Origin of the sequence: Acetobacter musti (genome assembly GCF_011516835.1) — a bacterium.
Taxonomy (GTDB): Bacteria; Pseudomonadota; Alphaproteobacteria; order Acetobacterales; family Acetobacteraceae; genus Acetobacter; species Acetobacter musti.
In genome coordinates this window covers 12268-33008 of the sequence record NZ_WOTB01000037.1, presented here as the reverse complement: position 1 = coordinate 33008, position 20741 = coordinate 12268, and the positions used below count along the sequence as shown (strand labels likewise).

Annotated in this window: 16 protein-coding genes and 1 pseudogene; 5 read left to right on the top strand and 12 right to left on the bottom strand. The window is 58.8% G+C overall.

The genetic code is table 11. The annotated features are described in order from the left end of the window. From GOB93_RS18215 to GOB93_RS18155, 12 genes and pseudogenes are all read right to left on the bottom strand, one after another. A pseudogene (locus GOB93_RS18215) lies at positions 1 to 217 on the bottom strand (hypothetical protein); the annotation flags it as partial. A gap of 214 nt (positions 218 to 431) precedes the next feature. After that, complete coding sequence (locus GOB93_RS18210) at positions 432 to 1256, bottom strand: hypothetical protein (RefSeq protein ID WP_173584869.1); 825 nt, start codon at positions 1254 to 1256, stop codon at positions 432 to 434. A gap of 667 nt (positions 1257 to 1923) precedes the next feature. After that, positions 1924 to 3114, bottom strand: coding sequence for an IS91 family transposase (locus GOB93_RS18205; RefSeq protein WP_173584868.1), 1191 nt, complete (start codon positions 3112 to 3114; stop codon positions 1924 to 1926). 19 nt (positions 3115 to 3133) lie between these two features. After that, positions 3134 to 4045 (bottom strand): tyrosine-type recombinase/integrase, encoded by a 912-nt coding sequence (locus tag GOB93_RS18200; protein ID WP_166319129.1) that lies wholly within the window; start codon positions 4043 to 4045, stop codon positions 3134 to 3136. A 135-nt stretch (positions 4046 to 4180) separates the two neighbouring features. Then, positions 4181 to 4510 carry an endoribonuclease MazF gene (gene mazF, locus GOB93_RS18195; RefSeq protein ID WP_003618720.1) on the bottom strand — a complete coding sequence of 110 codons (330 nt, stop codon included), beginning with the start codon at positions 4508 to 4510 and terminating at the stop codon, positions 4181 to 4183. Further along, positions 4511 to 4753 carry an AbrB/MazE/SpoVT family DNA-binding domain-containing protein gene (locus GOB93_RS18190; protein ID WP_003618721.1) on the bottom strand — a complete coding sequence of 81 codons (243 nt, stop codon included), beginning with the start codon at positions 4751 to 4753 and terminating at the stop codon, positions 4511 to 4513. A 463-nt stretch (positions 4754 to 5216) separates the two neighbouring features. Then, on the bottom strand, positions 5217 to 6407 hold the full coding sequence (locus GOB93_RS18185) for an IS91 family transposase (RefSeq protein ID WP_173584868.1): 1191 nt from the start codon (positions 6405 to 6407) through the stop codon (positions 5217 to 5219). A gap of 19 nt (positions 6408 to 6426) precedes the next feature. Continuing rightward, positions 6427 to 7338 (bottom strand): tyrosine-type recombinase/integrase, encoded by a 912-nt coding sequence (locus GOB93_RS18180; RefSeq protein ID WP_166319129.1) that lies wholly within the window; start codon positions 7336 to 7338, stop codon positions 6427 to 6429. Positions 7339 to 7544: 206 nt separating this feature from the next. Continuing rightward, a complete protein-coding gene (locus GOB93_RS18175) occupies positions 7545 to 7958 on the bottom strand; it encodes a PIN domain-containing protein (RefSeq protein WP_173584867.1) in 414 nt (137 codons plus the stop codon). After that, positions 7955 to 8227 (bottom strand): antitoxin, encoded by a 273-nt coding sequence (locus tag GOB93_RS18170; protein ID WP_173584866.1) that lies wholly within the window; start codon positions 8225 to 8227, stop codon positions 7955 to 7957. Before GOB93_RS18170 ends, GOB93_RS18175 begins: the two co-directional genes overlap by 4 nt. Before the next feature lie 515 nt (positions 8228 to 8742). Beyond that, positions 8743 to 9075: a transposase gene (locus GOB93_RS18160; RefSeq protein ID WP_338422413.1), complete on the bottom strand. Its 333-nt coding sequence runs from the start codon at positions 9073 to 9075 to the stop codon at positions 8743 to 8745. 278 nt (positions 9076 to 9353) lie between these two features. Beyond that, positions 9354 to 10433 (bottom strand): IS5 family transposase, encoded by a 1080-nt coding sequence (locus GOB93_RS18155; protein ID WP_173584863.1) that lies wholly within the window; start codon positions 10431 to 10433, stop codon positions 9354 to 9356. Between the two features lie 138 nt (positions 10434 to 10571). Between GOB93_RS18155 and GOB93_RS18150 the strand changes: the two genes are divergently transcribed. From GOB93_RS18150 to GOB93_RS18130, 5 genes are all read left to right on the top strand, one after another. Next, a protein-coding gene (locus GOB93_RS18150) for an IS5 family transposase (protein WP_408742417.1) occupies positions 10572 to 11326 on the top strand; the annotation gives its coding sequence in 2 pieces (ribosomal slippage) (positions 10572 to 10910 and positions 10913 to 11326; 753 coding nt in all). 491 nt (positions 11327 to 11817) lie between these two features. Then, positions 11818 to 12840 carry a ParA family protein gene (locus tag GOB93_RS18145; protein WP_338422412.1) on the top strand — a complete coding sequence of 341 codons (1023 nt, stop codon included), beginning with the start codon at positions 11818 to 11820 and terminating at the stop codon, positions 12838 to 12840. Continuing rightward, the gene (locus GOB93_RS18140) at positions 12840 to 13733 is read left to right on the top strand and encodes a ParB/RepB/Spo0J family partition protein (protein ID WP_173584861.1); all 894 of its coding nucleotides are present in this window, start codon (positions 12840 to 12842) and stop codon (positions 13731 to 13733) included. The genes GOB93_RS18145 and GOB93_RS18140 overlap by 1 nt, the downstream gene beginning before the upstream one ends. 65 nt (positions 13734 to 13798) lie before the next feature. Continuing rightward, complete coding sequence (locus GOB93_RS18135) at positions 13799 to 14632, top strand: replication initiator protein A (protein WP_173584860.1); 834 nt, start codon at positions 13799 to 13801, stop codon at positions 14630 to 14632. Between the two features lie 986 nt (positions 14633 to 15618). Continuing rightward, positions 15619 to 20721, top strand: a complete 5103-nt coding sequence (locus GOB93_RS18130; protein ID WP_173584859.1) for a lactate dehydrogenase — start codon at positions 15619 to 15621, stop codon at positions 20719 to 20721. Positions 20722 to 20741: the final 20 nt, after the last annotated feature.

Genomic DNA, 20741 nt, shown 5'->3' with positions numbered 1-20741 from the left:
CGATCAGGTCGGGACAGCGTGTCACCCGGCCCCGGGCATCGCGCCACACCCCCTGCCCGGCGTCGAACCACAGGCCCGGGGCGACCGTCCGGACCCGCTCACCGTGCGGGCGGCCGCACCGCTGGCAGCGTCCCTGCGCCCGTTCAAAGCGCACAGACCGGCTGATCTGCGGCCAGTCAGCCGGATAGAGCGGCTTCAGTTCAGGGCGGATCGGCACGGCCTGTTATTCCCGATATAATCACCTTCTGTTCTCATAGCATACAGCACACAGAAACGCAGAGAGATGCCGGAGCGACAGGCAGCTATCGCCTCTTTGCAGACGCACACGCGGGCTTGACGGGCGCCCAAAAACCGACACTGCCACGTGATCAGCCCTAAAGCCAACCTTCACGCAGCTAGAAACGCGACGGGAATACCACCAAGCGTCCGTCCTACTCTTTCCGGGGCCAGTTGCTATACAGGCCCTCTTGCGAAATCTCGAATTCGGTATGGAATGGCTTGATGGTTTCCGTCATCGCCGTGACGGCGGCGGCCAACGGTGCTGGCATCTTTTCGCCGCCTGCCCATGACCGTTCACTCAGGAACAGGCTGAAAGAAGTAAGTGAAACCATGTCGCTCAGCATTCGGCAAATATGTCCCATTTCCAACGGGACGAGGTCGCTTCCCCGGGTTGCACGGTCTTCTAAGAGGTCCAGCGCCCTCGAGTTAGCGTGAGCAACGTGGCTAGACATGCTATAGTTGTGTGCAAAAACCTCAATGCCAATCAGTGGAATGATACCATGACGACCACTGTTTAACGCTTCAAGTATTCCAGAGAACGACCATCGTTGCTCCAATCGTTTCCGGAAGCGCTTATCCCCAAGCGGGTCGGTCCTGTAGACGCGGTTATCGCGAAGCGTTGCCATCACGCGAGAACTGCCATCGCTGCCAGAGCAATTGAAGAGACGTTCGCATGGCTCGGCTTTTAAGGCTGCCTGCCTGTCATAGACAGCGCCGAGCAGCTCCCAATACTCGTGGAGCAATTCCGGACGTTGCTCTTCAGAAGCAGTTGCCAGAAAAGCCACCTTAGCGAACGTCTCATAAACGACCCGGATTATGACCTCGGCATCCCAGACGAGCCCATTTACTATAAGACAATATGCTGCCTGAGTGCGGTCTTGCTGAAATTGGTTCAGCACCCGCAGCGTCTCGGAATACAAGGTTTTTTCTGGATTTTTTGTAAAAACTTGAAAGTGGTAGTCCTTGATGATTCGCATGCACTCAACAAATTTCACAAATAATGGCTTACTCGTGACGAGTGCCGTCTCTGATATCTGCATGTCTTCGTGCCTTTGCTGCTAACTAGGATTTTCCACTTACCGTTCTAGCTCAATTCTGCGTCGTGGGATCATTGAGGGCAGTTTTTAATTTCGTGCCACATCGGATTGAACTGGGAGATTTGGGCTGCGTAGCTGGTAATCAGCTCTCTAAGATTGCGAACGATCAGTCCCTGCGTGAACGGGCATTCCTACGACCACCTCAAAACGACTTGAGTTGACCGACAGCTGTTATGAACGTGAGCGCTGCGAATGGCTGATTTCGGTCTTCTTTTCCCCATAACCGGACATTCAGCTTGTCCTGAAGGGTTTCGGGCGCTGCGAGGCGTACGAAAGTCTGGGAAGACCGAACCCGCGACACCGGGACTCAGTTATGGAGAATTTGCAACTGGCGCCACCCCGTGGGAGAGCCTGAGCCAGAGCATACAGGTGCGTTTGTGGAACTGGAACGGGTTTTTGTGACCGGATCTGCATGACGCGATGTCAGAACTGGCGGTGCAGGCAGCGATTTTCCCGATTTTTTCAGTGATGCGTACAGGAGCCTCGGTTTGCCGGCGCGGAGCCACTCCGACATCGGGATCGGTCATGCTGTCGTATCTGCGGGCTGTCATGGTGATCCCTTGGTTGGATCACTCGCCTGTGGCGGCCCTCGGGGCTGGCACCATCGGGGAAGGATCTGGATGACGACCATCGGACCACCACAGCATGGGCACGGCGGTGGCGTGACCGGTTCGGCTTCCGGGACTTCTGGCGCTGGTGTGGATATGACATTCAGCAGTTCCCGCACCCGGGCGAGGCTGGCCTTGCGGCTGGAACTGGCCAGCAGGCCATAATGGCGGATGCGATGAAATCCCCGTGGCAGGACATGCAGCATGAAGCGGCGGATGAACTCATCCGTGGCGAGTGTCATGACCTGCTGCTGCTGGGCCGTGTCCCGCCGGTAGTCCTTGTAGCGGAACGTCACGCCGTTTTCGTTGAACGCCAGGAGGCGGCGGTTCGAGATGGCGACACGGTGGGTATAGCGCGACAGGTAGGCCAGCACTGCTTTAGGACCGGCAAAAGGCGGTTTGGCGTAGACGACCCAGCGCGTGCTGCGCACAGGAGCCAGATACCGCATAAAGGCACGGCGGTCTGCCAGAGGGGCAAGCTGCCCCCGAAAGGCCAGCCGGTCGGCATCGAAAAGTGCGCGCAGCCGGGTCAGGAACAGGCGGCGGAACAGTTTGCCCAGCACGCGAACGGGCAGCAGGAAGGCAGGGCGTGACGAGATCCAGCGCCGGCCATCGGGCGAGAGACCGCCACCCGGCACGATCATGTGCACGTGGGGATGGTGGGTCAGCGCCGACCCCCAGCTGTGCAGCACGGCGGTGATGCCGATGCGGGCACCCAGATGCCGGGGATCGGCGGCGATCGTCATCATCGTCTCCGAGGCGGCCTGGAACAGCAGGGCGTAGAGAACGGCCTTGTTTTGAAGTGCGATGTCGGCGATCCGTGCAGGCAGGGTGAAGACGACATGGAAATACCCGACCGGCAGCAGATCGGCCTCCCGCTCGGCCAGCCATGTCCGCGCGGCGTTCCCCTGACAGCGCGGACAATGACGGTTGCGGCAGCTGTTATAGGCGATCCGCCAGTGTCCGCAGTCCCCGCAGGCCGCGACATGACCACCAAGGGCCGCGGTGCGACAATGTTCGATCGCCGCCATGACCTTGAGCTGCTGCAGGGGGAGACGGCCGGCATGGGCTGCCCGCCAGGCAGGGCCGGCAGCCCGGAAGATGTCCCCCAGTGCGAGGGAGGCGGACATGACCGCCCCCGCCCGGGGATCAGCCGTCGGGCCTTGCCTGCGCCGTCGTCAGCATACCCAGCCTGTCGAGCGGACTGATGACGGCCCGCACGGTCCGTGTCGCAACCTTTGTATAAAGGGCCGTGGTCTCCAGACGGGAATGACCCAGCAGGACCTGGATCACGCGGACATCGACACCATCCTCAAGCAGGTGCGTGGCAAAGCTGTGCCGCAGGGTATGAGGCCCCACACGTCTGGTGATCGAAGCAGCCCGCGCGGCATCGACAACCACGCGATGGAGCTGCCGTGTGCTGATGGGCCTCATGGTGTCCTGCCCGGGAAACAGCCAGCCACCGGAATGCATCACGCCCTGCTGGCGTCCGGCCTTCCACCACTCCCGCAGCAGGGGCAGAAGGTCTGCCGGAAGCATGGCGTTGCGATATCGTCCCCCTTTGCCCCGTTCGACCCTGAGCAGCATGCGCTCGCTGTCGATATCGCTGATCTTGAGAGCTGCAACCTCGGCCACCCGCAGGCCTGCCCCATAGGCGACCGACAGGGCGGCCTGATGCTTGAGGCATACGGTCGCGTTGAGCAACCGGGCAACTTCATCGCGGCTCAGCACGACGGGCAGGTTGCGGGGCTGCGCTACCCGTACCAGCTTGCGTGCAAGGTCGGGGCGGTCGAGCGTCTGGGTGAAGAAAAACCGCAGCGCCGACACGATGGCATTCATGGTCGGTGTCGGCATGCCAGCCTCGTTCTGCGCAATCTGGAACTGGCGCACATCCTCGGCTGTTGCCGTATGGGGTGAGCGGCCCAGAAACGTGGCGAAACGGCCGACATCGCGAAGGTAATTGCGCTGCGTCTCCCGGGAGAACCGCCGCACCGCCATGTCATCAAGCAGGCGCTGGCGAAGGGGACTGATTGCAGCAATGCACAGGGACTCTGTCATCATCCGGCTCCTTCTGGTGGGAAGAAGCCAGAGTGCTTGGCCCGATCAGGACAGTTCCAAATAAAACAGATCGCTCACGCCGTGGTGACAGACCTGCACACCGCACCAATCCCGCGCAGCGGGTTCGTTCTCCCCCAGTCACCCGACGAGTAATCTTGTTCGTTCGCGCACCGCTTCCAGTTCTCTTTCGGAGACCCGACCTTTATGCTTTGCTCGTCTGGCGCGCCAATCAAGACTGCGAACCTGATCAGAGAGAACCACGCTTGTCGGCTCTCCTGTCAAAGGCACTTCAAAGGGATACCCTTTGATTTTTGTCGTTGTCGGGCAACAAACAATCATACCAGATTTTTTGTTGTAACTAACTGGCGAAAGCACCACAGCCGGGCGATGCCCAGATTGTTCACGCCCTGCCTGAGGATCAAACTCCAGCCAGACGATGTCTCCGCAATCTGGCACCCATGCTGACATTTACCAGATCTCTCCGCCAATTTCAGGCCCAAAACTCACTTCACCGTGACGGTTATCATCCGTGATGGCGGCAGTCAGGGTGTCCAGCGAAAGGACAGCAGGGTGAACCGGTTGAATGATGATACGCCCATCTTCTTCCCGGACATCAACAGCCTGATTGATCTGTAGGTGAACCGCTTCAAGGATATTGGCTGGTAGACGGATGGCAGCGCTGTTCCCCCATTTGCGAACGGTCCCATGCATTGGATCTCTCCCTTGTGTGTCTACATTGTAGATACACCTTCGGCCACTTCTGTTTCAAGCTAAAAGTAGCCAATGTCCGCTTCCAATGAGCCAGGTATGCAAACCGGACCTTCCGCTTTCCCGGCTTGGGCGCCCAGAAGCGGTCGGGCAGCTTGTCCTGAAGGGTTTCGGGCGCTGCGAGGCGTACGAAAGTCTGGGAAGACCGAACCCGCGACACCGGGACTCAGTTATGGAGAATTTGCAACTGGCGCCACCCCGTGGGAGAGCCTGAGCCAGAGCATACAGGTGCGTTTGTGGAACTGGAACGGGTTTTTGTGACCGGATCTGCATGACGCGATGTCAGAACTGGCGGTGCAGGCAGCGATTTTCCCGATTTTTTCAGTGATGCGTACAGGAGCCTCGGTTTGCCGGCGCGGAGCCACTCCGACATCGGGATCGGTCATGCTGTCGTATCTGCGGGCTGTCATGGTGATCCCTTGGTTGGATCACTCGCCTGTGGCGGCCCTCGGGGCTGGCACCATCGGGGAAGGATCTGGATGACGACCATCGGACCACCACAGCATGGGCACGGCGGTGGCGTGACCGGTTCGGCTTCCGGGACTTCTGGCGCTGGTGTGGATATGACATTCAGCAGTTCCCGCACCCGGGCGAGGCTGGCCTTGCGGCTGGAACTGGCCAGCAGGCCATAATGGCGGATGCGATGAAATCCCCGTGGCAGGACATGCAGCATGAAGCGGCGGATGAACTCATCCGTGGCGAGTGTCATGACCTGCTGCTGCTGGGCCGTGTCCCGCCGGTAGTCCTTGTAGCGGAACGTCACGCCGTTTTCGTTGAACGCCAGGAGGCGGCGGTTCGAGATGGCGACACGGTGGGTATAGCGCGACAGGTAGGCCAGCACTGCTTTAGGACCGGCAAAAGGCGGTTTGGCGTAGACGACCCAGCGCGTGCTGCGCACAGGAGCCAGATACCGCATAAAGGCACGGCGGTCTGCCAGAGGGGCAAGCTGCCCCCGAAAGGCCAGCCGGTCGGCATCGAAAAGTGCGCGCAGCCGGGTCAGGAACAGGCGGCGGAACAGTTTGCCCAGCACGCGAACGGGCAGCAGGAAGGCAGGGCGTGACGAGATCCAGCGCCGGCCATCGGGCGAGAGACCGCCACCCGGCACGATCATGTGCACGTGGGGATGGTGGGTCAGCGCCGACCCCCAGCTGTGCAGCACGGCGGTGATGCCGATGCGGGCACCCAGATGCCGGGGATCGGCGGCGATCGTCATCATCGTCTCCGAGGCGGCCTGGAACAGCAGGGCGTAGAGAACGGCCTTGTTTTGAAGTGCGATGTCGGCGATCCGTGCAGGCAGGGTGAAGACGACATGGAAATACCCGACCGGCAGCAGATCGGCCTCCCGCTCGGCCAGCCATGTCCGCGCGGCGTTCCCCTGACAGCGCGGACAATGACGGTTGCGGCAGCTGTTATAGGCGATCCGCCAGTGTCCGCAGTCCCCGCAGGCCGCGACATGACCACCAAGGGCCGCGGTGCGACAATGTTCGATCGCCGCCATGACCTTGAGCTGCTGCAGGGGGAGACGGCCGGCATGGGCTGCCCGCCAGGCAGGGCCGGCAGCCCGGAAGATGTCCCCCAGTGCGAGGGAGGCGGACATGACCGCCCCCGCCCGGGGATCAGCCGTCGGGCCTTGCCTGCGCCGTCGTCAGCATACCCAGCCTGTCGAGCGGACTGATGACGGCCCGCACGGTCCGTGTCGCAACCTTTGTATAAAGGGCCGTGGTCTCCAGACGGGAATGACCCAGCAGGACCTGGATCACGCGGACATCGACACCATCCTCAAGCAGGTGCGTGGCAAAGCTGTGCCGCAGGGTATGAGGCCCCACACGTCTGGTGATCGAAGCAGCCCGCGCGGCATCGACAACCACGCGATGGAGCTGCCGTGTGCTGATGGGCCTCATGGTGTCCTGCCCGGGAAACAGCCAGCCACCGGAATGCATCACGCCCTGCTGGCGTCCGGCCTTCCACCACTCCCGCAGCAGGGGCAGAAGGTCTGCCGGAAGCATGGCGTTGCGATATCGTCCCCCTTTGCCCCGTTCGACCCTGAGCAGCATGCGCTCGCTGTCGATATCGCTGATCTTGAGAGCTGCAACCTCGGCCACCCGCAGGCCTGCCCCATAGGCGACCGACAGGGCGGCCTGATGCTTGAGGCATACGGTCGCGTTGAGCAACCGGGCAACTTCATCGCGGCTCAGCACGACGGGCAGGTTGCGGGGCTGCGCTACCCGTACCAGCTTGCGTGCAAGGTCGGGGCGGTCGAGCGTCTGGGTGAAGAAAAACCGCAGCGCCGACACGATGGCATTCATGGTCGGTGTCGGCATGCCAGCCTCGTTCTGCGCAATCTGGAACTGGCGCACATCCTCGGCTGTTGCCGTATGGGGTGAGCGGCCCAGAAACGTGGCGAAACGGCCGACATCGCGAAGGTAATTGCGCTGCGTCTCCCGGGAGAACCGCCGCACCGCCATGTCATCAAGCAGGCGCTGGCGAAGGGGACTGATTGCAGCAATGCACAGGGACTCTGTCATCATCCGGCTCCTTCTGGTGGGAAGAAGCCAGAGTGCTTGGCCCGATCAGGACAGTTCCAAATAAAACAGATCGCTCACGCCGTGGTGACAGACCTGCACACCGCACCAATCCCGCGCAGCGGGTTCGTTCTCCCCCCCCGAAGCAGACATAAGGTATCGGGCAAAATTCATTTTGCCATTTCTAAACCCGATTTCCGATCATCTGGTTGTCAGTCATGCAAATTCTCCAGCCAGTTCTCGACGGTCAGCCCCCGGATGCGACCAAACTCACGGGTGTTGTTCGTTACCAGCGTTGCCTTGAGGGTGTAAGCATGGGCCGCGATCAGCAAATCATTCATACCAATTATCTGCCCTGCTGCTTCGAGTTCGGCGCGGATGCCGCCGTATTCACCATCAGCCGGAATATCGAATGGCAGTACTGGTACAAACGCCAGCACGCTTTCAACGCGGGTCAGCAGCTTCAAGGAGCCCTTTTTAGCGCACCCATATCGCAGTTCGGCCGCCACGATGATGCTGGTGCAGAGGTCGCCTGGGTCGAGATGTTCAATGCGTTGCGCGGCAGCTCCTGATGGATTGCGGACAAGATCGCTGATGATGTTGGTATCGAGAAGGTAGGCGCTCACAGGATATCTTCAGGTCTGGCGGCGACATCGTGAACGTCGGGCAAATCGTCGCCAGGACCTAACGGCGGCTCTTCGCGCCATGCCGCGAGGAGTTCTTTCAGCGTAGATGGTGCCTTGACGGGCTCAAGAACCAGCCTGTCACCGTCGCGGCGGATAAGCACCCGGTCTCCCGGCAGTTCAAATTCGACCGGAATACGCACTGCCTGACTGCGATTATTCCGGAAGAGTTTTACTTCCCGAGGTCGCGGATGGATTTCAGGAACTGGCATGGTGGACTCCCAGATGTATATGTCATAGTGTATATACCTCGTCATAAGAGAACAAGGTTTTTGATTATCTCGACTGGGGGAGCGGAGAAAGATGCGGATTACGCTGAAGAGCGATAATCCGTTGTTTTGCCGTCGGTTATCGGCGCGACTTATGTCCCGGTTCGATAATCATACCGTCCTCTCTGATCGGTTCAGCGCGTGGATATTTTTGCAGTGTTCCCCTCCGGAACTGTGACGGCTACCGGCTAACCGCATTCCAGATGGAGCCCGCAAACGAATGCAACAACCTCTGACTTCGGATTATTCATAATTTCATGGATATCTTCTGAGTTGTCAGGAATTGTAGTCCGCCAAATTTGGCTGAATGGTGCGGAAAGTTTGGCTGTTTTACAGCATGCTGTCAGTTAATTCCGACAGCAGTTGCGACGAGTTGAACGGACGCGAGGAAGGTTGAGTTCAGCTTATCACAGCATGTTGCAATGCCTCTGAACCGCTTCAGTCTGGCGAAGAACCATTCAACGATGTTTCGTTTTATAAAGCAAACATAGGATTTTCCGGGGATTACGTCGGTTTCCCCTTGACGGAATAACCGGGCTGATCTGCCGTTCTTCAAGATTTTCAATGAACGGATTGGCGCCATAAGCCTTGTCAACGATCAAGGATTCGGGATCGACTTCATCCAGCAGCGGTTCCGCTTCAGTGATATCTGCTCTCTGCCTAGGCATCAGAGAAAGAACTGCTGTTTCTCCTGACGCGTCAACAATAGCATGAATTTTAATGGTCAGTCCGCCACGGGATCGTCCGATGGCCTGATCCGCGCCCTTTTTTACGGGCGCGCCGGTGTGCACGGACAACTGTGCTGTCGATCATCCTGTATTCATTGTCGCGCTCAGCGGCCAGATGCCGGAAAATCTGCTCGATGACGCCGCTTTCGCACCAGAGACACAGACGCCCGTGAACATTCTTCCAGGTCGCCGAAGCGGGGTGGCAGATGGAGGGATCGAAGAACCGTTGGTTGATGCGCCTGGCTCGTGATTTCAGGGTTTTGGCGATTTGATTTACGGTTTTTGGGGTAGCTTTTGATCTGCGTTTTGAGCAGATCGGGGACTGCCCTCCCGCTGGATGACTACGCGCTCGCGTTCAACCTTTCGAGGAAGAGGAAGCGGCGCATGTTGTAGACGATATTGGCCAGCCCGATCCTCATGGTGGCCCGGGTGATACCGACAGTTCGGATGAACAATCCCGTCTGTGATTTCTGGTCGGCAAAGACGTGCTCGACGCGTGATCGGATCACGGACTTTCCAGCATTCGATTTCTGGATATGTCGGGGCATAGGCTTGAGATGCGGCTTTTTTCTGTGAACCTTTGAGACAAAACCCTCTTTGTCCATGAAGTCCTCATTCGCTTTCGAGCGATAAGCTGTATCAGCCCAAACGCTTGAGGCCGTATTGGTTTTATCTAACAGCCCCTCTCTCAATCGCGCACCATCACTGGCGGCGGCATCCGTCGTCTTCCATTTTCGGATGAACCGAAACTTCCGGTCGATGGAGATGTGGGATTTGTAGCCAAAGAACGGGATGGCGAGATCGCTCGACGGTATGGTTCCATCGTCCTGCCGCTTCGCCTTCGTGAACTTAAGTGTCCATCGTGCATGACGATCCTTGTGCGACATCTTTGCGGGCTTGTCCTGCCAGTCTTCTGGAATACGTCCCGCCCGGAGATCCGCTTTCTCCCCTTTGGTATTGCGCTGCTTTGGCGCTGCCACCAGCGTGGCATCCAGGATCTGGCCGGACATCGGCAGATACCCAGCGTTACGCAGGGTGGCGTCAAAGCGCTCGAACAGCTTCTGGATGGCGCCTGCCTCGGTCAGACGCTCGCGAAACAGCCAGACCGTTTTGGCATCGGGCACCCGGTCCGACAGTCCCAGACCGAGGAAACGCATGAAGGACGGGCGGTCGTTGATCAGATATTCCGTTCGCTCGTCGGAGAGATTGTTCAGCGTCTGGATGACTAGGATCTTGAACATCAGCACCGGATCGAACGGGGGACGGCCGCCTTTGCTCCTGTCTGAATAGGCCAGAGCCTTCTCCAGATCAGGGCGGAACGCCTCAAAATCCACAGTCCGGGAAAATGCCTCCAACTGATCGCCAAGCCCGCTTAACCGGGCAAGCCGCTCGTCAACATCAAAGAAACCCGGCTGCTTCATGAGCCATCCCCCCAATCATCACACAAGGTATGGAATCACAGCCACCAATTCAGAGCCAAGGGGTTTTTCGAACCCTCCAGGTTGTACTTTTTGTCGCTCTGTGCTGACTGTTTTTCCGGCTTTGGAGGAGAACAACAGATGCGGCGCTATGGCTTACGTGACGACCAGTGGGAGCGGATAAAAGACCTTCTTCCGGGGCGTGAGGGTCATGTCGGAGGCACTGCCGCAGACAACCGCCTTTTCGTAGAAGCTGTGCTGTATCGCTACCGTGCAGGCATCCCCTGGCGTGATCTTCCGGGCCGTTTCGGGGATTGGAAAAACGTGCACCGACGTCTGCGTCGCTGGTGTGAAACTGGTGTTATTGAGCGGATCTTTCGCCATCTGGCAGCAGATCACGACAATGAATACATGATGATCGACAGCACCATTGTCCGGGCGCATCAGCACAGTGCCGGAGCTCTCAAAAAGGGGGCGCGGATCAGGCCATCGGACGATCCCGGGGCGGATTGACCACAAAGATCCATGCTATCTGCGATGCTCTGGGCAATCCGGTGGAGATCGACATCACACCGGGACAGGATGCGGATATTAACCGAGCGGAACCGATGCTGGAAAACATCGATCCGGATGCCTTCCTTGCTGACAGGGCGTATGACGCAGACAGGTTGATCGACCGATTGACAGAGCGCGGGATTACCCCGGTCATACCGTCAAAACGCAATAGAGCGATGCAGCGCGAAACCGACTTCGCTCTTTACAGGGAACGTAATCTTGTCGAGCGGTTCTTCAATAAACTCAAACAGTTCCGCGCCATCGCAACCCGCTACGATAAACTGAAATCAACTTTCCTCGCAGCAGTGCAGTTCGCCTCAATCATTATCCTCCTTAACTGACGACACGCCGTAACATTATTTGCGCGACCCGACAAAAAATATGCACAGGTGCACCAGCATCAATTCAGTTAAACACTCGGACGGCGCGGGCGTAGCAAAGATAGGTCGTCATCGTTGTGACCTTCCGGATACCCGATCAGCCTGACTGCGCAGCGGGGATGTTCTGACGTCAGAACATGGGTCACAACAATCTGAGTGCTCCCCAGGCCGGTCGACCGGCGAAACGCATCAATCAACCCGCGCCCGCCCTTTGTATGAGCCAATCACGACCAGTCCCGTAACATCCATACGATGTTCTGACGTCAGAACATAAATCGTCAGTATGGGAACAATGGAGCGGCGCGCCTGCGCACGCGAACATTTTCGCAGTCCGAATAGAAATAGTTGACGCGATAACTTGACTCCGCGCGGAATATAAAGACAACATCAACCATCATTGTTGATGTTGATGGCGTTGAGCAACGCAGCATTAAGAATCTGGAGAATTGCACGTGAATGGGCAGGCACTTCGCAACAGCCGGCTAAATCTGCGCTTGAGCCAAGGCGAACTTAAGGATGAACTAAACCGTCGGCTAGGCAGAAGCTATGACAAACCCAAAATAAGCCGATGGGAAAACGATAAGGAACCTATCCCTGATGACGTCGCCGACATAATCGAAAGCATGACTGGCGCTATCCAGGATACAGCGCGAGTCTTGGTCCTCGCCAACCAAAAGGGCGGTGTCGGAAAAACGACGTCATCACTCAATCTTGCGTACGCATTCTCTTTGTTGGGCTGCCGAGTTCTTTTGATCGACATGGACCCGCAAGCCACAGCCACAGCCGGGATCCTAGCTGGCACGAACACTGACCTTTACCACCAGGGGAAAACCACCGCCCATCTGATCCTGGGAGGCAAGCCTATTTCCGAAGTGATAGTGCACGCAGGTGTGCTGCCTGACGGCCGGTCACTACCTTTCGATTTCATAGCAAGCCACATTGATTTGGCCGAAACAGACGGAAAGCGAGAGCCTGGCTTCGACGCAGCTCTGCGCGAAGCGTTAGAGCCGGCACGAGCGAATTACGACTGGATCGTAATAGATGCACCTCCCAATCTCGGAATGCTGACATGGATGAGTTTAGCGGCGGCCGACGAAGCAATCGTGCCCGTTAGAACTGAGCCCTACGACACTATGGGCGTCGGACTTATTATTGGGACAATAGGAAAAATCCAGAGACGTCTCAATCCGAGTTTAAGATTAGCAGGAATTCTCCCTACCCAGTACAGCGTTAGAAAATCTGTCGACCGCGAAGTGCTTCATCATTTGTGGCTGATGATGAGAGACCGTGCACCCGTCTTGCAGCCAGTTCCAGCCAGCGCCGTGTACGGTCACGCTGCGCGCGCTGGACGCGTCGCTCTTGAAGCATCACCTTCCGCAAACTCCACGGTCCCGTATCTCAATCTCGCCAAAGCACTTCAATCCAGGACTGACCTGCCACTCGCCGAAATCCAGACTTTGGAGGAAACTCCCTAATGACAACGAAGCGAAAGCCAAAAACTCCATCACCCATTCTTGGTGTGGCTGCGGGACTAGTCTCTGATGCTGGCAATAACTTCATCCGCCAAGGGGGACGATTTCGACATACTTTTGAAGTAGAAGTCGCCAGTACTGCGCCCGATCCGGAGCAGCCAAGAAAAACATTTGAAGAAGAAAGCATTACAAAACTTGCGGAGACGATGGATGCTGAAGGACAACTTCAGCCCATCCTTGTCAGGCGAGCACAGGACAGTACCGCCAAGCATCCGAAATGGACGATTGTAGCGGGTGAGCGTCGTTGGCGCGCCGCAAAGCTCATCGGCTGGAACACGATGCTTGGAATTGAACACGATGGCGATCCGGAAATCGCGTCGCTATTAGAAAATCTGCAAAGAATAGATTTGAATCCACAGGAGGAAGCAACCGCTATAGATCGTCTGATTACCCAAAAAGGCTGGTCTCAGACGCAGGCGGCCGAAGCGCTGGGCAAGAGCCGCGCTGAAGTCAGTGCCATCCTCAAGATTCTGACCTTGCCCCCGGAGGTATTGAATGAACTAGCGTCCGAGCGCGCGGTAGCAAGAAACGCGCTGGTCGAACTCGCGCGGGTTCAAGACCCAGATCGGCGCAATGAGCTTATCGAGCAAGCAAAATCCGGACAGCTTACCGTCAAAGCCATTCGTCTTGGAAAATTGGATGGTATTCGGGACTCAGAGCAACAACCGGGCAAAACAAGGCATTTTACTTTTGGATCTGTCGAAAAAATGGCCCACCGTCTGAGCCAAGTCCGGGCTCAGCATGTCAACCTTACCGAACTCGACCGCACCCGACTGCAGATGCTCAGGGCTGAAATTGACCAGATACTGGAGCAAGCCGAGGACGAAAATCCTTGACCCTTAACCTCACCATCCTCCTACTATTCGGAACTTCGCGCACATTCCTCGGGAGCCGGTAAACTATGGCTGGAAACGAAACCGACCTCTTTATCGACTCCCTTGTGGGAGCTCCCCTCAAAGACGACAGGGCACTTATGGAGTTCCCGTTTTTCAGCATCCAGAAACAGCCCAGAATGGAGCCGCTGATTTATGACGATGGACGAACTCAAATTACGATCGAACCCGGACCAAAAGGATTAGCCACAATCTGGGATAAGGACGTTCTTCTGTATGTTGTCTCATTGATTAACGAGCGCATCGAACGCGGGATGGAGGTTGATCATACTGTCCGCTTCGCGGCTCACGATCTCTTGCGCGTCACAGGCCGCGGAACAGGAAAACGCAGCTATGAGCTCCTTCTCGATGCGCTGTTCCGTCTTCGATCGACAAACATCATGACCTCCATTGAGTCAGCGGACGAGAGAGATCGGCGGGGTTTTGGCTGGATTGAAACCTGGCGCGTGGTAGAACGGAAGACGTCAACGGGCCGAAAAATTATGGCTGCGATCGAGATTACTCTGAATGATTGGATGTTTCGCGCGCTGGTCAAAGAGAGACGCGTGCTGACAATCAATCCCACCTATTTCGATCTTGAGAGCGGCCTCGGTCGTCGATTATATGAGATCGGGCGTAAGCATCTTGGCAACCAAGACTCCTGGCGAATCAGTCTTGAAAAACTGGCGAAGAAGATTGGGACATCACGTGAACTGCGTTTCTTCAAACGAGATCTCTTGAAGATAATCAACGACGACGTGATCCCAGATTATAAATTGGCGCTGGAGCTCGGTCCCAGAGGTGGACGGCCTGTTGTTGTATTCGAGCATCGAGACAGCGAACCCACGGCGGCGAGCATCTGACTCCACGTCATGTGCGCGATGTTCCGATCCATCGAGGGTGCCTGAACGCCGGACACTCATCAGGAAACTTGCAGTCCGTCGCTATATATGGTGTGCGCGATGTTCCGATGTTTGCTCTTTACACTTTCCGATGGCCGCATTCATGGTTGCTGTCGAAGGTCACGCAACTTGCGTGCGCGATGTTCCGATCTTTTGCGCACCAGGTCTAAAACCGAGCGAGACCGCGCGATTTTACTTGCAAATCGCAAGATATAATCGACTCGCGCCGCGATTTAACGACCGTGCACACGACTCGATTATCAGTTATCCACAGATTATCCACAGATTGCCACTGCGATAACGGAACATCGCGCACATTCGCTCGGAACATCGAGCACACTCAAACGGTATATCACGCACAAAACCAAACAGAACATCGCGCACGCATCTTCGGAACATCGAGCACGAATACCAACGATAACCAATTGATATATATTGCGTTTTCAGCCCTATAACTCTTTAACAACTTAAAATAACTCTCTAACGATGTCCTTGTGGATAATTGTCCCTTGCACGCAAAAGCCAACCTTGCCACAAACAATGAGAAAATAATTTAAACAACAAAATAAACAAAACACTCCACAATTATTCATACGTTAGAAAGATAAATCTCAATTACTCTTAAAACTTACGATATAATAAAATATATATCATAGTTATTATAGTAATTACTGCACATAATCCTGAGCCTAGTTAAAATCTCCACACCGGGTCGGCCGGCGTGCCGCAAGGGGTGGCTCCTCCCCGTGCTCGCCGGCTTCGCCGTCTGTGCGCGGGATGCGGTGCCGCCGCTGCGCGGCGCCCTTGCGTCCCCCCATCCGACCCGGTCGCGATGAAGGCTGAAGGAAAGAGAAAAAGCCTTTCCTGACACCCTGAAAACCTGAACCCGGCAATCCCCCGGCCTGCGCGAGCAGGGCCGGGCGCCGGCGTTTGTACGGAGCCCGGTCATGTCACTCCAGCTCAGCCTTTTTGGCACAACCGCACTCGGCGATCCGCAGAGCGATCTCTTCTGGGGCGAACTCGAAGGAGAAGAGGGAACATCTCCCGTCCCCGCCTCGTCCGTACCCGTTGCCTCGCTCGCCATTCCTCAGACCGACTTCCGTCTCTGCGGCACACGCGGCCTGGCAGAAGGCTGGCGGCAGCGCGCCCGCGACAACGTGCTGGCCATCGCCCTGCTCAGAGAACTCGAAGAGGAAGACCGCAACGCGACGGCTGCTGAACAGGTCGTGCTGTCACGGTTTATCGGCTTCGGGGCAGGGGACCTTGCCAATAACCTGTTTCCGCCCGACCAGGACGGCTTTAAGACCGGATGGGAGGAGATCGGGGAGAGCCTGCTTGCCACGACTACGGACGCGGAGCGGGCAGGGCTCAAACGCGCCACGCAGTATGCGCATTTCACGCCCAAGACGATCGTGCGTGCCCTGTGGGATACGGCGCTGCGCATGGGCTTCAGAGGCGGTTCCGTGCTGGAGCCGGGCTGTGGAAGCGGCCTCTTCATTGCCGCCCGCCCGGAAAACCTTGAAGGCCGGATCGCCTTCACCGGAATCGAGAATGATTCGATCACGGCGCGGATCGCGCGCAAACTCTATCCGAACCAGTGGATCCGCAGCGAGGATTTCACCACGGCGAAGCTGGCGGCCGGATACGATCTCGCCATTGGCAATCTGCCGTTTTCCAATCGCACCGTGCGCGGACCGGAAGGCCTGGCGCGCCTCGGACTGAGCCTGCATGACTATTTCATTGCCCGCTCCGTCGAGGCGCTGCGTCCGGGCGGCGTCGCGATGTTCGTGACCTCCCGCTACACGCTGGACAAGACCGACAGCACCGCCCGCCGCACGATCGCGGAGATGGCTGACCTCGTGGGGGCGGTGCGCCTGCCTGCCGGCGCGATGCGGAACGAGGCCGGCACCGATGTGGTCATTGATGTGCTCGTGTTCCGCAAACGCGGGATCGGCGATCTGCCCGGAGATGAGAACTGGCTGGAAACCGGCGAGGTGCCCGGGAGCAACCAGGGCAATGGACCGCTGGTGATCAGCCGCTATTTCCTCGACCGTCCGGAACAGGTGGCGGGCCGTCATGGCTGGACCACGACACAGTTCGGCCCGGATTACACCTGCGAGGCGGCGGACGGGCTCGCCCCCGATGCCGTGCTGCCCGAGGCTCTGGCCCGGATCGGGCAGGATGTGCGGTTCCCGGCCCCGGCGGAGCAGCGCATCGTCAGGCCGGCAGGATCCGACGTTCTGGTCGGCACCGCAGCGGACGGCGCCCTCCTGAAGGGAGGCTCGTATTTCGTCACCAGGGGCGTCCTGCAGCAGATTGCGGACGGACAGGCGGTGACGGTCCCGATCAGAAAAGGCGAGCAGAAGGAGGGCATTTTCCAGAAGCACGCCCGCATCATCTCCGCTCTCGTGCCGCTCCGCGATGCCGCCCGGGCGGTCCTGCGGGCACAGATGGAAAACCTGCCTTATGGCCGCCTGCAGGGTGAGCTGAAGCGGGCTTATCTCAGTTTTGTACGGCAGTACGGTCCGATCAACCTGACGAACGTGACCGTCCGCGTCGATCCGGAAACCGGGGTGGAGAACGAGACCCAGCGGCGGCCGAACCTGACGCCGTTCTACGACGACCCTGATGTCTGGCTGGTCTCCTCGATCGAGGAGTATGACGAGGCGACACAGAAGGGCCGGATGGGACCGATCTTCTCGGAGCGGGTGATCCACGCCCCGGTCGAGCCGGAGATCCATTCCGCGCACGATGCCCTGGCGGTCTGTCTGCATGAAACGGGCGGCGTGGAGATGCCGCGCATCGCAGAGCTTCTGGGACAGCCCGAAGGCGATGTCGTCGCAGCCCTTGGCGAGGCGGTGTATCTCGACCCGGAGCGCAGCACGGACGGGCGCGATGTCTGGGTCACGTCGGATGAGATGCTCTCCGGCGCGGTGCGCACAAAACTGGAGCAGGCCCGCGATGCGGCCCGGGCCGACCCCCGCTACGCCCGCAATGTGACGGCGCTGGAAGCCGTGCAGCCGGTCGATCTGCGCCCGTCCGAAATCACGGCGCGCCTCGGAGCCCCCTGGCTGCCGGTCAGCGACATCATCGCCTTTACCGCCGAGGTTCTGGGGGTGGAAACCACCATCCATCATTCCGCCGCCGTAGCGTGCTGGACGGTGGAGAAGCGGGGCTTCCTGGGCAAGGCCGAGGCCACCTCTGTCTGGGGGACGGAACGCCGCCATGCGGGCGAGCTGCTGGAAGATGCGCTGACCCAGGCGTCACCGAAGATCTGGGACGTCTGGCGCGACGGTGACGGCAATGAGCACCGCGAGCTCAACACGAAGGAAACGGAAGCCGCAAAGGAAAAACTCGCGGCGATCAGGCGTGCTTTCGAGACATGGGTCTGGCAGGACGGCGAGCGGGCGGAGCGGCTGGTCCGGCTGTATAACGATACCTACAACAACCTCGTGGCGCGGGAGTTCGACGGCTCCCATCTCCGCCTGCCCGGCGCCAGCACCACGATCAGCCTGCGCAGCCACCAGAAGCGGGTGATCTGGCGGATCATCGCGGCTGGCGGCACGTATATCGCCCACGCCGTCGGCTCGGGAAAGACGTTCTCGATGGTCGCCGCCGTCATGGAGCAGAAGCGTCTCGGCCTGATCAGCAAGGCGATGATCGCCGTGCCCGGTCACTGTCTTGCGCAGATGGCCCGCGAGTTCCTGATGCTCTACCCGACGGCGCGGACCCTTGTCGCCGATGAGACCAACTTCGTGAAGGCGAAGCGGCAGCGTTTCCTCGCCCGGGCCGCGACCGGCAACTGGGACGCGATCATCATCACGCATGATGCGTTCAAATTCATTCCGGTGGAGGGGGATTTCGAGCGCCGGATGATCGAGGAGCAGATCGCCTCCTTCGAGGAAGTGCTGGAAAGCGTCGATGCGGATGACCGGCTCTCGCGCAAGCGGATCGAGAGCATGAAGGAGAAGATGCAGGCGAAGCTGGAAGGCCTCTCCGGCCACAAGGACGACCTTCTGCATCTGGGCGAAATCGGCATCGATCAGATTCTTGTCGATGAGGCACAGCAGTTCCGCAAGCTGAGCTTCGCCACCAACCAGTCCGACCTGAAAGGCGTCGATCCGAACGGCTCACAGCGGGCGTGGGATCTGTTCGTGAAAACCCGCTATCTGGCAGCGAAGAATCCGGAACGGCCGCTGATCATGGCGTCCGGTTCGCCGATCACGAACACACTGGCCGAGATGTGGACGGTCAGCCGCTATATGGATCTCGAAGCCCTGCAGAAGCGCTTCCTGCATGAGTTCGATGCCTGGGCGGCGAATTTCGGCGAAACCCGCACCGAACTGGAGCTGCAGCCGAGCGGCCTTTACAAGCCGGTCACACGGTTCACAGAGTTTGTGAATGTCGCCGATCTGATGGCGATGTATCGCGACTTCGCTGATGTCGTTCAGCAGGATGACCTGCGCCAGTATGTGAAACTGCCGGCGATCCGGGGAGGCCGGCGCGAGATCATCGTCGCCCCGACGAACGACAACTTCCGGGCGTATCAGAAGACGCTCGCGGCGCGGATCGACGCCATCGAGGCGCGTGAGGGCCGGCCACAGAAGGGCGATGACATCCTTCTGTCCGTCATCACCGACGCCCGTCATGCGTCGATCGATCTGCGGTTCGTGGCGCCGCTGGCCGCCAATGATGACAGCTCGAAGCTGAACCTGATGATCGGGAACGTGTTCCGGATCTGGCAGGAAACGACGGACAACCGCTACACCGATCCGGAGACCGGCCGGCCCTATGATCTGCCGGGCGCGGTGCAGATGATCTTCTCCGACCTCGGCACCGAGAGCGCGATGGAGACGCGGGGTTTCTCGGCCTACACCTGGATCCGTGACGAGCTGATCCGCATGGGCGTGCCGCGCGCGGAAATCGCGTTCATGCAGCACTACAAAAAGAGCGCTGCGAAGCAGAAGCTGTTCGGCGACCTCAATGCGGGACGCAAGCGGATCCTGATCGGCTCGACCGCGACCATGGGCACGGGCGTCAATGCCCAGCAGCGGCTGAAAGCCCTGCATCATCTCGATGTGCCGTGGCTGGTCTCGGACATCATCCAGCGCGAGGGCCGGATCGAGCGGCAGGGCAATCAGCACGAGGAAATCGAGCTGTACGCCTATGCCCAGCAGGGGTCCGTTGATGCGACAAACTGGCAGCTTCTGGAGCGCAAGCAGCGTTTCATCGGCCTCGCCATGTCGGGCAACCGGTCCATCCGCCGGATCGAGGACATTGGCGGGGAAGGGGGCAACCAGTTCGCCATGGCCAAGGCTCTGGCCTCGGGCGATGCGCGCCTGATGCAGAAAGCCGGGCTGGAAGCCGATCTGGCGCGGCTGGAGCGGCTGGCGGCTGCTCATTACGATGATCAGTTTGCGGTGAAGCGCGCCATTGAACGGGCTGAGCGCGAGATTGCCGGTGCCGACCGTCTGATCCCGCTGATCGAGGCGGATCTTGCTGTCCGCCAGCCCACCAGAGGCGAGGTCTTCGCGCTGTGTCGTGAGAAAGGCAATGTGACGGAGCGCGAGAAGGCCGGATCGTGGCTCCTGTCCCAGGTGCGGATGGCGGCGAAGAATGGCGAGGAAGGGAGGTGGACCCTCGGACAGATCGGGGGCTTCGCTGTCGTATGCGAGGCCGAACCGAGCTGGATCCGGCGCTCCGACAAGCGCACCGTCGATGTGACGCTGTTCCTCGAAGCGCGGTCGGGCCGCATCACCATCACGATCGAAGAAGACACGAAAGGTCCCGGGCTGGTTTCGCGCATCGAGCACGCGCTGCTGCGGCTTGATGATGCGCTGCGCGACGCCATCAGGACGCGGGAGGAAGCGGAGCGTCGCCTGCCGTCCTACCAGTCCCGGCTGGGTCTGCCCTTTGCCGAACAGCCGATGCTCGATGAAAAGCGCGCCGAACTGAAAGCTCTGGAAGACGATCTCGCCGCCACCTCGACCGAAGAGGAGGCGGCGAATGATGACGGTCAGGACAAGGAAAAGGAAGAGACGGCAGCCTGAGAGCGGCTGCCATCTCCGGC

Excerpts from the sequence above, each read along its gene's own strand:
- GOB93_RS18210 (WP_173584869.1), bottom strand. The coding sequence starts at position 1,256 with ATGCGAATCATCAAGGACTACCACTTTCAAGTTTTTACAAAAAATCCA.
- GOB93_RS18205 (WP_173584868.1), bottom strand. The coding sequence starts at position 3,114 with ATGTCCGCCTCCCTCGCACTGGGGGACATCTTCCGGGCTGCCGGCCCT.
- GOB93_RS18200 (WP_166319129.1), bottom strand. The coding sequence starts at position 4,045 with ATGATGACAGAGTCCCTGTGCATTGCTGCAATCAGTCCCCTTCGCCAG.
- mazF (WP_003618720.1), bottom strand. The coding sequence starts at position 4,510 with ATGTCAGCATGGGTGCCAGATTGCGGAGACATCGTCTGGCTGGAGTTT.
- GOB93_RS18190 (WP_003618721.1), bottom strand. The coding sequence starts at position 4,753 with ATGCATGGGACCGTTCGCAAATGGGGGAACAGCGCTGCCATCCGTCTA.
- GOB93_RS18185 (WP_173584868.1), bottom strand. The coding sequence starts at position 6,407 with ATGTCCGCCTCCCTCGCACTGGGGGACATCTTCCGGGCTGCCGGCCCT.
- GOB93_RS18180 (WP_166319129.1), bottom strand. The coding sequence starts at position 7,338 with ATGATGACAGAGTCCCTGTGCATTGCTGCAATCAGTCCCCTTCGCCAG.
- GOB93_RS18170 (WP_173584866.1), bottom strand. The coding sequence starts at position 8,227 with ATGCCAGTTCCTGAAATCCATCCGCGACCTCGGGAAGTAAAACTCTTC.
- GOB93_RS18155 (WP_173584863.1), bottom strand. The coding sequence starts at position 10,433 with ATGAAGCAGCCGGGTTTCTTTGATGTTGACGAGCGGCTTGCCCGGTTA.
- GOB93_RS18140 (WP_173584861.1), top strand. The coding sequence starts at position 12,840 with ATGACAACGAAGCGAAAGCCAAAAACTCCATCACCCATTCTTGGTGTG.
- GOB93_RS18135 (WP_173584860.1), top strand. The coding sequence starts at position 13,799 with ATGGCTGGAAACGAAACCGACCTCTTTATCGACTCCCTTGTGGGAGCT.
- GOB93_RS18130 (WP_173584859.1), top strand. The coding sequence starts at position 15,619 with ATGTCACTCCAGCTCAGCCTTTTTGGCACAACCGCACTCGGCGATCCG.